A 12522-nucleotide genomic window follows, 5' to 3' on the forward strand; every position below is an offset into this window, starting at 1 on the left:
TCAGGATTGCTTCTTCTCGGGCGCCAGCATCATCGGCAGGAACAGCGCCACGAGGCCGGCCGCGAGCAAGAAGATCGTCGCGGTGAAATTGAAGACGAGCGGGATGAAGTTCAGGCCCAGGATCCAGAGCAGGGCGCGCCAGGCGATGTCCGAATTCGTCAGGCTCTTGCCGGCGGCCGCTTTCGCCGCCGGCTTCGCCAGGCCGAACCAGGTTCGCACCTGATCCTCCGCCACTGGCGAGGAGCGTGACCAGGTCAGCTCATCCGGCGTGTGCTCGGCCGCCAGCCCGTTCTGGCCGTGTTCGTACTCGGCGACCTGCACGGTGTCGCCCGCCTTGACGCGCCAGTTGAAGGCGCCCGCGGCATACAGCACCCGCGCCTGGTAGACCCAGGTGCGCTTGTACTCCACGCCGTCGAGCTGCACGGCGGGCATGGCCGGCAGCGCCGGCGCCGGCCAGTCGTCCAGCACCTGCGAGCGGAACCAGCCTTCGCTGCTCTCCACCAGCCAGAAGAAGGGGCCCTGGGTCGAGAACAGCAGGTATTCGTCCCAGGTTTCGCCTTCGTCGTCCTGGCGCCGCATCGCACCCAGCACCTGGTAGGTCTGGGCGCCGATCTTCGCGACGGAGCCGAGCGCGAGGGTGAACTGGACGCGCTCGTGCTCCTCGCCCTTGAGCAGCACCTCGACCTTGGGCGAGGATGCATCCATGCGGGTCGAGCAGGCCGGGCAGACGCAGTTGGCCGCCAGGCCGGGCAGGTGGCGGATCGAGGCGCCGCAGGAGCGGCACTGCAGCACGTCGACCTTGCCGCGGTACTTGCCGGCGCTGGCCTTGATCTGCTCGTCGTCGCGCAGCAGCTGGCACTTCATCTCCTCCAGCGTCACCGCCGTGCCGGCGTACAGCAAGGGCGGCGTGCCATCCGAGTAGTCGAGCGTGGCGAAGCTCGGGCCGCGCCGGAAGTCGGCCACGCGCGCTTCCCAGCCTTCTCCGACACGGAACGGCAGCTCGCCCTGGCCGCCGGTGCACCTAGCCACCCGCTTGTCGGAAGCCACGTAGGGGCCAATTCCGACGTCGTACTGGTGCGTGACCCGGACAGCGTCGAATGCGGGCCAGCCGGCTCCGAGCTCGCGCTTCGTGGTCATCACGTACTGGCCGGAGGCGTCCCCCAACCAGCCTTCAAGGCCGTCGTCGAACAGCACATACCACTCGTTCCACATGCCGGCGTCATAGCGCAGCTGGATGCGGCCCACGACCGTGAAGCCGCGCCCGCCGTGCGTGCCGGCCGTGCCGACCTGGATGCGCGAATAGTCTTCCAGCACCTCGGACATCTTGCCGAGGTCGCGCACCGCATCGAGCTCCTTCACGACGGTCGCGCGGCAGTACTCGCACACCGCCAGGACCGAGGCGTGCGAGCGATAGCTGACCGGTGCGCCGCAGGAAGGACAGGAAACGGTCTGCATCAGCCGATCAGTTTCTTGAGCAGCTCGGCCTTGGTGCTGTCATAGTCGCCTTGCGAAATCAGTCCCTTGTCCAGCAGGCCTTTGAGCTTGGCGAGGCGGTCTTCGATCGATTCGCTCGCGGCCGGCACCGCGGCCGGCTGCGGCTGCGTGGCGACGCCCGGGGCGAACGCCCCCTGCATGCCCTGGGCCATGGCCTGGCCGATGGCGATGCCCGCACCGGCGCCGGCGCCGATGCCGGCGACGCCGCCCTCGTTCTGGGCCGCCAGCGGGATGCTACTGGCCACCTGGAACTGGGTAAAACCGCCCATCTTGTCGGCGCCCAGACGGGCCTTCATGCCGGCCGAGATGCGCTCGTCGAGCGCCGCCTGCAGTTCTTCCGGCAGGCTGACGCTGGCGACGTTGAATTCGTCCAGCCCGATGCCGTAGCGGCCAAAGGCGCTGGCCAGGTCTCCGCGGATCTGCTGCGCCATCAGGGTCTGGTTGGCCGCCATGTCGAGGAAGGCGATCCTGGAGGCGCCCAGCGAGTTGGCCATGGTGGCCAGCATCAGGCCGCGCAGCTGGTCCTCGACTTCCTCGCGGGTGTAGACGGCGCGGGTGCCACTGATCTCGGTGAAGAACAGGCGCGGATCGGCGATGCGGTAAGAGTACATGCCGAAGGCGCGCACGCGGATCATGTCGAAATCCTTGTCGCGGATCGTCACCGGCTGCGGCGTGCCCCACTTGCGGCCGGTCTGCACCCGCGTGGAGAAGAAGTACACGTCCGACTTGAAAGGGGAGGCGAACAGCTTGTCCCAATTCTTCAGGTTGGTCAGCACCGGCAGGGTGGACGTGGTGAGGCGGTGCGTGCCCGGGCCGAACACGTCGGCCACGCGGCCCTCGTCCACGAACACGGCGACCTGCGACTCGCGCACGACCAGGGTGGCGCCGTTCTGGATTTCGTAATCCTCCATCGGATGGCGCCAGGCCAGCACGCCTTCGCCTTCCTCGTTCCATTGCAGGACGTCGAGAAACTGCTTCTTGATGAATGAGCCGAGAGACATGGTGGTTCCTCTTTATGCGTGTTGGATGAAGCCTGGTGAAATCACGAGATGCTGCCGGCGTTGACCAGGCCGATCGACAGCGAGATCGATCCCAGCAGGATGCCGAAACCGACGTTGTTGTGCTCGATCTGGTCCTTCGACATGCGCAGCAGGCGCGTGGCGATGACGAACACCAGCACCTGGATGAGCATGGCCAGCGCGGACCAGCCGCAGAATTCGTAGTAGTTATCGGTGTGCATCAGCGCCGAGGCGATCGTCACCGAAAAGCCGAGCAGGGTGCCGCCCAGCGAGACGGCGGCGGCGCAGTTCCCCTGGCGGATGAGCAGTACTTCGTCGTAAGGCGTGACCCGCGTGTACACCACAAAAAATGCCAGAACCAGCGCGATTGCCGTCGCAAGATGCAGCACATAGTTTAGGATGGCGGGCACAAGCTTCTCCAAAGAAAGTAGTCAAGATTGCAGCAGCGATCTTAGAACAAATTTGTTTCATGACCAAAAAAATTCTCATCCTGTCGGTATTTGTTGTCGCTTCCTGCGGACTTGCTTACGAACTGATTGCTGGTGCATTGTCCAGCTACCTGCTGGGCGACTCGGTCCTCCAGTTTTCCACCATCATCGGCTGCTACCTGTTCGCCATGGGTGTCGGCGCCCACTTTTCGAAGTATGTGCGCGACGAAGACGTGTTGTCCCGCTTCATCGACATCGAACTGGCCGTCGGCCTGATCGGCGGGGTCTCGGCGGCGGTGCTGTTCATGACCTTCACCTGGATGGGCGCGCCCTTCCGCACGGTGCTGTACGTGACCGTGTTCCTGATCGGCGCCATGGTCGGCATGGAAGTGCCGCTGGTGATGCGCGCCCTGAACGAGCGCCGTACCGAGTTCGCCGAGATCGTCAGCCGCGTGCTCACCTTCGATTACCTGGGCGCGCTGGCGGTGTCGCTGCTGTTCCCGCTGGTGCTGGCGCCCCATCTCGGGCTGGTGCGCACCGGCTTCCTGTTCGGGATGCTCAACGTGGGCGTCGCGATGTGGACCTTGTACGTGTTCCGCCATGAGCTGGAGCACCTGCGCGGCAAGGCGATCCGCGCCAGCGCCGTGCTGTTCACCCTGGTGCTGGGCTTCGGCTTCTCGGACCGGATGGTGGAATGGGGCGAACACGGCCTGTTCGGCGACGACGTCGTGTACTCGACCACCACGCCCTACCAGCGCCTGGTGATCACGCGCTGGAAGGACGACCTGCGCCTGTACATCAACGGCAACCTGCAGTTCTCCTCGCGCGACGAATACCGCTACCACGAAGCACTGGTGCATCCGGCGATGCAGTCGCTGCCCTGGGCCAGGCGCGTGCTGGTGCTGGGCGGCGGCGACGGCCTGGCGCTGCGCGAAGTGCTGCGCTACCCGCAGGTGGAAGAGGTAACCCTGGTCGACCTGGATCCGGCCATGACCCAGGCCTTCGCGACCCGGCCCGAGCTGGTGAAGCTGAATGCCGGCGCGCTGCAGGACAAGCGCGTGAAGATCATCAATGCCGATGCCGGCATCTGGCTGCAAAGGCAGGCCGGCATGTACGACGTGGCCATCGTCGACTTCCCCGATCCGTCCAGCTTCGCCCTCGGCAAGCTGTACTCGGTGCCCTTCTACGGCATGCTGCGCAAGCACGTCGCGGCCAATGGGCTGATAGCGGTGCAGTCGACCTCGCCCTTCTTCGCGCCGAACGCCTACTGGACCATCGAGGCGACGCTGCGCGAAGTCGGGCTGAAGACCTGGCCCTACCACCTGTATGTGCCATCCTTCGGCGAGTGGGGCTTCATCATGGCCTCGCCCCAGGGCCGCTTCGTGCCGCCAACCTCGTACCGCCTGCCGATGCGCTACCTGACCGGCGAGACCACCCGCGCCATGTTCGACTGGCCGCCCGACATGCCGCGCCGCCAGATGGTGCCGAACCGCCTGGACACCCAGTCGCTGGTGCGCGAGTTCGAGGAAGACTGGAACCAGGTGATCCGCTGATGGACCGCCGTTCCTTCCTGCTGACGGCGGCGGGCGCCGGCGCTGCCGGGCTGGCCACCAGCGCCGGCTTCCTGCGCTGGCAAGAGATCACGCCAAGTGTGCACACGCCCGGCAGGGCGGAAGGGCACTTCCTGCGCGATCGCGGGCAGTTGCCGCCCCCGAGCGAAACGATCGATACCGACGTGGTGATCCTCGGTTCCGGGATTGCCGGCTTAAGCGCCGCGTGGAAGCTGGGTCGACTCGGCCATGACGATTTCCTGCTGCTCGACGGGCCTGAAGCCTTCGGCAATGCGGCAGGCAGCCGCTATGGCGACCTGGCCTGCCCGACGGGCGCGCACTACCTGCCGCTGCCCGGTCCGGAATCGACCCATGTGCGCGAGATGCTGGCGGACCTCGGCGTCCTGCTGCGCGACGCGGACCAGGACAAGCCCTATTACGACGAGCGCTTCATCCTGCACGGGCCCGAGGAACGCCTGCTGCGCGACGGTGTCTGGCATGAGGGGCTGGTCCCCACGGACGCTGAGGATGCGGCCGAGCACAAGGCCTTCTTCGATGAGATGGCGCGCTTGCGCCATGTACGCGGCAAGGATGGGCGGCGCGCGTTCGTGTTCCCGCTGGCCTTGTCCTCGAACGATCCGGCGTTTGCGGCACTGGACCGCGTCAGCTTCGCGCAGTGGCTGGGCGACCAGGGCTATCGTTCGGCCACGCTGCGCTGGTACCTCGACTACTGCTGCCGCGACGACTACGGCGCGGGCATCGAGCGCGTGTCCGCCTGGGCCGGTATTCATTACTTTGCCGGGCGCTGGGGGCTGGCGGCGAATGCGGAGGAGAACGCGCTGCTGACCTGGCCGGGCGGTTTGGCGCCGCTAGCTGAAGCGCTCGCAGCCAAGGCGGGGACGCGCCGGCGCGCGGGGACGGCGGCGCACGTGGCAGAAGTGGACGGCAAGGTCGAGGCGCTGTGCTTCACGCTCGAGCAGGGTAAACCACGTTCTTTCCTGGTGCGGGCGCGCCGCGCGATTCTAGCCATGCCGCTGTTCGTCGCCAGCCGCGTGGTCGAGGGCATCGAGCGCTACGGCTTCGACCCGCGCAGCCACCTGCCGGACTACGCGCCCTGGATGGTGTCGAACTTCCTGATGCGCGACTTCCCGCGCGAGCTGCCCGAGGCCCAGCTGGCCTGGGACAACGTGGTCTACAGGGGCAGGGGACTCGGCTACGTTGTCTCGACCCACCAGGACATCCGTTCGCGCCCGCCCGGGAAGACCGTGTTCACGGCCTATACGGCGCTGTCGGGGCGCACGCCAGGGGAAGCGCGCCGATGGCTGCAGTCGGCCAGTCCGGAGGCGCTGCTGGAACTGGCTGCAAGCGACCTGAAGGAAGCCTATGGCTGGGCCCTTGCCCCGTGTGTCGAACGCGTGGACATCACGCTGCGCGCGCATGCGATGGCGGTGCCGCAGCCGGGCTTTCGCGCAAATGCCGGCTTGGCGGCGCTGCGCGAGGCGGATGGCCCGCTGCTGTTTGCCCATGCCGACCTGTCCGGGCTGTCGGTGTTCGAAGAGGCCGCTTGGTGGGGCTGCCTGGCGGCCGGCAGGGCGGCGCGCGTGCCCGCCTAGGCCGGCATGCGGCGGCGCCACCCCGCAATGAGGAGGACGGCCAATCCCAGAGGCAGCACCTGCATGACGCGCGCTTCCGGCACCGGACTGATCGACAATGAAAAGCTGTCCACCGTCCCGTACCACTGGGCGATGCGTTCGCCGCCCATGAGCATGTTGATGACCAGGCTGGCCCGGTCCGGATCGGTCACCGTGAATGCCTGGGGAACGAAATCCAGCGATCCAGGAAACAAGCCTCTTGGCGTGCTCAGCGAAATGCCTCCTTCCGCCCCGTAGTTGTCGCGGGTGAGCAGGAAGCGGAAGTCGTGCGAGAACGTGTCGCCGGTATTGAGAATGGGATTACCGGGAGACATTCTTCCCGAGGTCTGGCCCATGCCGGGATCCCAGGCGTCCGACCAGACTTCGGTCCGCCCGTTGTAGCTCAGGGTGAAGGTCGCAGGACCGTATTCGCTGAATATGATGTCCCCGGACTGGCGCCCGACCGACGCCGGCCGCAGCTCGGAAGCGAAGTCCAGCGAGTAGGCGAATCCAGGGGAGCCGGGAAGATACAGTGTCCCGGTCGCGCGGCTGTTGACGACCAGGGTGTCAGCCGCGCCGGCCAGCAGGGGAAAGGCGACGAGCAATGTGCAGACGAAGTGGGCGAACATGATGCACCTCCAGGCGGTGGACCGGTCCAGTATAGCGAGGCTGTTCCGCTGCGTACGGGCTTTGTCAGGCGTACACAACTCGACCGTTCCGACGACGACCGGCGCTAGGCGGCGCCCTCCGGCTCCAGCAGCTTGGCCGTCACCAGGTCGCGCTCGTGGTCGACAATGCCGTCCACCGTGCGCGCGTCCAGCCCCATCGCCTCCAGCACGAAGGCCGACAGCTGCAGGCTCGCTTCCAGCGTTTCCGGCACCACCACGCTGGCGCCGGCCAGGCGCAGGGCGCGCGCATGCTTCTCGTCGCGCGAACGCACGAACAGGCGCGCATGCGGGAACTCGCGGCGGATGCCGCGCACCGCCTGCATGCTTGACGCCGGATGGTCCATGGTCAGCACGATCGCCGGCGCTTCGTCGGCATGCACGCGGCGCAGCAGCTCGGGGCGCGCGGCATTGCCGAAGTAGACCGGCTGGCCTTCCGCATGCAGCTTCGAGACCAGCTTGGCGTCACATTCGAAGGCCACGAAGGGAATGTTCTGCTCGCCCAGCAGCTTGCCCAGCTGCTGCCCCACGCGGCCGAAGCCGGCGATGATGACGCGGCCGCGCGCCGAGGCCAGGGCGCCGTTGTCGGCCTCTGCCGCATGTTCGTTGCGCGCGTGTTCGCCGCGCTCGCCGATGGCGTGTCCCAGGCGCGCCAGCAGGGGCGTGATGAACAGCGACAGGCCGACCACCAGCATGACCTGCCCGCCCAGGGCTGGGTCGAGCACCCGCGAAGTCATGGCGTAGCCGATTGCTACGAAAGCGAATTCGCCGCCCTGGCCCAGCAGCAGGCCGCCCTCCAGCGCGCGGCTCCAGGGCTGGCCGCCGATGCGCAGCAGGCTTGCCGTCACCAGTGCCTTGATCAGCACCAGCCCGGCCAGCGAGGCGACCAGCAGCAGGGGCGCCGCCAGGATCTGGCGGGTGTCGATGCTCATCCCTACGGTCATGAAGAACAGGCCCATGAGCAGGCCCTTGAAGGGCTCGACCATCAGCTCGACCTCGTGCTTAAACTCGGTCTCGGCCAGCAGCAGGCCGGCGATCATCGCCCCCAGCGCCATCGACAGGCCGGCGGCGGCCGACAGGCCGGCGATGCCGAAGGTGCTCAGCAGGATCAGCGCCATGAACACGTCCGGCTGGCGGTGCTCGGCAAACGCGCGGAACAGCTTGTGGACGACCCGCCCGCCGACCAGGTAGATCAGGGTGATGGCGATGCCGGCCTTCAGCAGGGTGGTGAGCGCCAGTACCGCGACGCTGTCGCCGCCGCTGCCGCCGCCGAGGGCGCCGATCAGGAGCAGGATCGGCACCACGGCGAGGTCCTGCAGCATCAGGATGGCGAAGGCGGCCTGGCCGAGTGGGGAACCGGTGGCTCCCTGCTGGGCCAGCAGCTGCATCACGACCGCGGTGGAGGACAGCGACAGCACCAGGCCGACGACCAGGGCCGCCTGCGCGTCGAGGCCGTAGGCCAGCAGCAGGACGCCGCCGACCAGCGCCGCGCTGGCCAGCACCTGCGCGGTGCCGGCGCCCAACACCCAGCGCCGCATCGCCCACAGGCGCGCCGCCGAGAGTTCGAGCCCGATCATGAACATCAGGAACAGCACGCCGATCTCGGCGAGCGCCGCAATGCCCTGGTCGCGCGGGAAGGTGAGGAAGGCCAGCCAGGGGAGCTCGCCGGCCAACAGGCCAAGGCCGAAGGGGCCGACCAGGGTGCCGACGGCGAGGAAGCCGATCACCTGGTTGATGCGCAGGCGCTGCAGGATGGGAATCAGGATGCCCGAGAGGATCAGGAAGAGGAGGATTTCCCGCAGGAACGGAAAGGCGTGTTGCTCTTGCACGATGGGTGGGCGGTGGCGTTGTTGTTTGCCCGGGATTGTAGCGTGGGAGTGGGGGTGTCAGTACAGCGGTGGCGGTACGGAATTGGATCCCGGCCTTCGCCGGGAGTCATGGGCGCCAGTGGCGCGCATGACGGTTCAAACGGTGCGGGTAGCAATGCTTGCGTCGACACGCGACCGCAAAAACCGTCGTCCCGGCGCAGGCCGGGACCCAAGTAGACTTTGCTAGCGCAGAGTTAACCCCTCAGCAATTCCCCGCCTGCACCGCCTCCGGCGGCGTCTCTTCCTGCTGCCGGTGCCCGCTGGCCACCGGCTGGCGGCTTTCGGCGGTGTGCTGGAGTTCCTCGATCTCCGGATCGTGCACGTTGCGCAGTTCGAGGTAGCGGTCGAGGGCCTGGTCGAGGCGCGGCAGCAGGATGCCGCGCTCGCTCGTCAGGGCGCAGTAGGCCGGGCGCGCGGCTGGATAGGCGATCGATCGTGCCTCCAGCCGGCTGGCATCCACGCCGGCCCGCTCGGCTGCCTTCAGGGCCAGTTCCGCCCAGGTCAGCTCGCCGCCGTTGGCCAGGTGCCAGATGCCGGCCTCGCGGTCGATCGCCAGGTCCAGGCAGGCGTGTACCAGGTCCGGCACGTAGGTCGGCGTGATGGTCAGATCGTTCGAGGCCACGAAGGGCTCGCCGCGCTCGAGCGCATTCAGCGCCAGGGTGACGAAGTTGTACTGGTCCCAGGGGCCGAAGAAGGCGCTGGTGCGCACCACCAGCGCGCCGGGGTGTTCGTCCAGCACCGCCACCTCGGCCTCGGCCTTGCTGCGGCCATAGACGTTCAGCGGGGCCACCGGGTCCGACTCCACGTAGGGGCGGCTTTGCTTGCCGTCGAATACCAGGTCGCTCGAGAAGGTGGTCAGGTGGATGCCGTGGCGCGCGCAGGCGGCGGCCAGGATCGCCGCGCCGGCGGTGTTCTCGCGCAGGCAGCGCTCGGCTTCGTTCTCGGCATCGTCCACGCGCACGTAGCCGCAGGTATTGATGACCGCCCAGGGCTGGTGCTCTGCGAGGGCCCGCTCGACCGAGCCGGCGTCGGCGATGTCCATCTCCTTGCGCGACAGCAGGCGGTAGGACAGGTTGCGCTTGCGGCAGACGCGTGCAAAGGCGCGGCCCAGGGTGCCGGTCGCGCCCAGGATCAGGATCGGTGCCGCGCCCGTGCCGACCAGCCGGTGGCCGTCGGCCGAGATGGACGTGAGCGCCGCAGGCGTGGCCACCGGCGGGTGGCACAGGAAGCGGCCCTGGCGGCGCCACCAGCCCTGGCCGCGCAGCACCGGGTGCGACAGCGGCTTGCCCGAGGACAGTTCCTGCATCATCCGCGCCAGCGCGGTCGGGCGCGGCATGGGCGAGCGCACGTCGAAGGGGCCCGGCTCGTAGTAGCCCTTGTTCTGGGTGACCAGGCTGTTCCAGTCGAAGGAGCCGAGCAGCGACCAGACCGTGACGGCGCGCACGTCGACGCCGTTCTGCTGCGACTGCTGGGCCGCTTCCCAGATCTCGAGCAGCCAGCGCAGCTGGTCTTCGCGGTTGGCGTCGATGTGGGCTTCGGTGATGGCCAGCGGGATGCCGTAGCGGTCCCAGGTCTCAAGCAGCAGCGGGGCGATGCCCGGGGTCGGCGTGGCCAGCACGCGCGATGCCTCGATGTCGGCGCAGGGGATGCCGTCGGCCACGCCGCGGTGGTGCTCGGGGAAGCGCTCGGGACGGTGATCCAGCCAGCGCTCGGAGGTGACGTAGTAGTTGACGCCCATGATGTCGGGCGGGCAGGGGTTCTCGCGGAACCACAGGAATTCTTCGGCCGCGATGCCGGTCCTGGTCAGGTATTTCCACAGCTTGTGCTGCTCGTCGACCATGCCGCACAGCAGGTCCCAGGCCAGCCAGCGGCGCTCGTTGTAGAACTCGGCCACGTGGGCGAGCTCGGGCGTGCCGTAGGTCTTGCCGAGGTCGTCGGTCTGGACCAGCTTGGCGTTCGGGTTGACGGCGCGGATCGCGCGCATCGATAGCACCACGGCGCGGCACTGGACCAGCAGGGCTTCGATGAAGGTGCGGTCGTCGCGGCCGTGCGGGTACCAGACGCCGTACAGGCCGGCGAAGCGGGCGGTGGTGCAGGGCTCGTTGACCGGGGTGTAGTACTCGAGCCACGGATAGCGCGCGGCCACCGCGCCGGCATACTCGGCCAGGCGTTCGGCGAAGGCCGGGTCGACCAGGCTGGTGTCGCGCGGACCGCTGCCGTGGTGGACTAGGCCGGCGATCGGCGTCACGCCGGCTTCGCGCAGGGCGTTCAGGCGCTCGTCGGCCCAGCTCCAGTCGGCGCTGGCGAGTCCATCGGGCGCGGTGCGTTCCCATAGCACGGGATAGCGGATTGCGCGGATGCCGGTGGACGCGAAGCGCTTGATGTCGCAGGCGCGGCCGTGATGGCCGTTGCGCTCGAGCTGGCTGAAATACTCGTCGCGGACACGGTTGACCGTGCATTCGAGGCCGCCCCAGAGTTCCAGGGGACGGATTTGGCTGTTCGTGCTCTTTTGTGGATTCATCAGTTTCACCAAGTATTAATTTTCTAACAACAAGTTTCCTACAGCTCGGCGTCCCAGGCAAGAAATCGTCGAAAGGGGAGAGCCGGCCGCAGGCCAGGGACTCGGTAGCGGTTGACATCCTTGCGCCAACCTGCAACCATGCGGTCCATGAATTTTCCGAAAGCACATCACTTTTTGTTGACCTGGTGGCGCCGCTCCTAGCGTGCGGCCACAGGAATGATGTGCATTTCGACTAACGCCGCCTCGATCCGGGTGGCGTTTTCGCATCCAGCGCAGGAGGATCGGGGCAATAACAAGGAAACCCGATGAGCTCCCCAACCCCGAACACTTCCACGCCAATCATCCTCACCGGCGACCGACCTACCGGTCCGCTGCACCTCGGCCACTTCGTCGGCAGCCTGCGCAACCGCGTCGAGTACCAGAATACCTACCGCCAGTTCGTCATGCTCGCAGACGCCCAGGCGCTGACCGACAACATGGATGACATCGGTAAGGTACACCGGAACGTGGTGGAAGTGGCGCTCGATTACCTCGCCTGCGGCATCGATCCGGCCCGTACGACCATCCTGATCCAGTCGCAGATCCCGGAACTGACCGAGCTCACCTTCTACTACCTGAACCTGGTGACCGTGGCGCGCCTCGAGCGCAACCCGACCGTGAAGCAGGAGATCATCCTGCGCGGCTTCGAGCGCGACATCCCGGCCGGCTTCCTGACCTACCCGGCCAGCCAGGCCGCCGACATCACCGCCTTCAAGGCCAGCGTGGTGCCGGTGGGCGAGGACCAGATCCCGATGATCGAGCAGTGCAACGAGATCGTGCGCAGGTTCAACCGGACCTACAGCCCGGAAAAGGACATCCTGGTCGAGTGCAAGGCGATCGTGCCGGAAGTCGGCCGCCTGCCGGGCATCGACGGCCGCGCCAAGATGAGCAAGTCGCTCGGCAACACCATCAACCTGGGCGCCAGCGCCGACGAGATCCGCGCCGCGGTCAAGCAGGTGTACACCGACCCACTGCACCTGAAGGTGTCCGACCCGGGCCACCTGGAGGGCAACGTCGCCTTCATCTACCTCGATGCCTTCGACACCGACAAGGAAGGCCTGGCCGAGATGAAGGCCCACTACACCCGCGGCGGGCTGGGCGACAGCGTGGTCAAGAAGCGCCTGGAAGGCATCCTGCAGGAGCTGCTGGCGCCGATCCGCGCACGCCGCGAAGAGTTTGCCAAGGACCGCGGCCAGGTGCTGCAGATCCTCAAGGAGGGCACCATGCGGGCGCGTGAAGTGGCGGCGCAGACCACCGACGAAGTGAAGAAGGCGCTGGGCCTGTCCTACTTCTGATCCACCGCGGTA

At 67.2% G+C, this 12522-nt stretch carries 9 protein-coding genes; 3 read left to right on the plus strand and 6 right to left on the minus strand.

Annotation, left to right across the window (positions count from 1 at the left end; all coding sequences use genetic code 11):
* The 3 genes from FG94_RS21370 to FG94_RS21380 are packed head-to-tail and all read right to left on the minus strand — an operon-like array spanning window position 1 to window position 2923.
* Window positions 1-1455: a DUF4178 domain-containing protein gene (locus FG94_RS21370; RefSeq protein ID WP_036215972.1), complete on the minus strand. Its 1455-nt coding sequence runs from the start codon at window positions 1453-1455 to the stop codon at window positions 1-3.
* On the minus strand, window positions 1455-2495 hold the full coding sequence (locus FG94_RS21375; protein WP_036215973.1) for an SPFH domain-containing protein: 1041 nt from the start codon (window positions 2493-2495) through the stop codon (window positions 1455-1457). Before FG94_RS21375 ends, FG94_RS21370 begins: the two co-directional genes overlap by 1 nt.
* A gap of 41 nt (window positions 2496-2536) precedes the next feature.
* Window positions 2537-2923: a DUF350 domain-containing protein gene (locus FG94_RS21380; RefSeq protein WP_036215975.1), complete on the minus strand. Its 387-nt coding sequence runs from the start codon at window positions 2921-2923 to the stop codon at window positions 2537-2539.
* A gap of 59 nt (window positions 2924-2982) precedes the next feature.
* Here FG94_RS21380 and FG94_RS21385 point away from each other — a divergent pair, with 59 nt between their 5' ends.
* Entirely contained in the window at window positions 2983-4494 is a 1512-nt protein-coding gene (locus FG94_RS21385) for a polyamine aminopropyltransferase (protein ID WP_036215977.1), read from the plus strand.
* Window positions 4494-6104: an NAD(P)/FAD-dependent oxidoreductase gene (locus FG94_RS21390; RefSeq protein WP_036215978.1), complete on the plus strand. Its 1611-nt coding sequence runs from the start codon at window positions 4494-4496 to the stop codon at window positions 6102-6104. The genes FG94_RS21385 and FG94_RS21390 overlap by 1 nt, the downstream gene beginning before the upstream one ends.
* Here FG94_RS21390 and FG94_RS21395 read toward each other — a convergent pair.
* The 3 genes from FG94_RS21395 to FG94_RS21405 all read right to left on the minus strand — a co-directional run bounded on the left by FG94_RS21395 (window position 6101) and on the right by FG94_RS21405 (window position 11176).
* Entirely contained in the window at window positions 6101-6751 is a 651-nt protein-coding gene (locus FG94_RS21395; protein ID WP_036215981.1) for a hypothetical protein, read from the minus strand. The two genes, FG94_RS21390 and FG94_RS21395, sit on opposite strands and share 4 nt — an antisense overlap.
* A 104-nt stretch (window positions 6752-6855) precedes the next feature.
* Complete coding sequence (locus FG94_RS21400; RefSeq protein WP_036215983.1) at window positions 6856-8616, minus strand: cation:proton antiporter; 1761 nt, start codon at window positions 8614-8616, stop codon at window positions 6856-6858.
* Window positions 8617-8857: 241 nt separating this feature from the next.
* Window positions 8858-11176: a family 1 glycosylhydrolase gene (locus FG94_RS21405; protein ID WP_051997018.1), complete on the minus strand. Its 2319-nt coding sequence runs from the start codon at window positions 11174-11176 to the stop codon at window positions 8858-8860.
* 305 nt (window positions 11177-11481) lie between these two features.
* Between FG94_RS21405 and trpS the strand changes: the two genes are divergently transcribed.
* The gene (gene trpS, locus FG94_RS21410) at window positions 11482-12510 is read left to right on the plus strand and encodes a tryptophan--tRNA ligase (protein ID WP_027866807.1); all 1029 of its coding nucleotides are present in this window, start codon (window positions 11482-11484) and stop codon (window positions 12508-12510) included.
* The last annotated feature ends 12 nt before the right edge of the window (window positions 12511-12522 follow it).

This window comes from Massilia sp. LC238 (assembly GCF_000735635.1).
GTDB lineage: Bacteria > Pseudomonadota > Gammaproteobacteria > Burkholderiales > Burkholderiaceae_D > Telluria > Telluria varians.

Bases quoted from the DNA above. Each gene is read 5' to 3' on its own strand.
- FG94_RS21370 (WP_036215972.1), bottom strand. From the start codon at position 1,455: ATGCAGACCGTTTCCTGTCCTTCCTGCGGCGCACCGGTCAGCTATCGC.
- FG94_RS21375 (WP_036215973.1), bottom strand. From the start codon at position 2,495: ATGTCTCTCGGCTCATTCATCAAGAAGCAGTTTCTCGACGTCCTGCAA.
- FG94_RS21385 (WP_036215977.1), top strand. From the start codon at position 2,983: ATGACCAAAAAAATTCTCATCCTGTCGGTATTTGTTGTCGCTTCCTGC.
- FG94_RS21390 (WP_036215978.1), top strand. From the start codon at position 4,494: ATGGACCGCCGTTCCTTCCTGCTGACGGCGGCGGGCGCCGGCGCTGCC.
- FG94_RS21395 (WP_036215981.1), bottom strand. From the start codon at position 6,751: ATGTTCGCCCACTTCGTCTGCACATTGCTCGTCGCCTTTCCCCTGCTG.
- FG94_RS21405 (WP_051997018.1), bottom strand. From the start codon at position 11,176: ATGAATCCACAAAAGAGCACGAACAGCCAAATCCGTCCCCTGGAACTC.
- trpS (WP_027866807.1), top strand. From the start codon at position 11,482: ATGAGCTCCCCAACCCCGAACACTTCCACGCCAATCATCCTCACCGGC.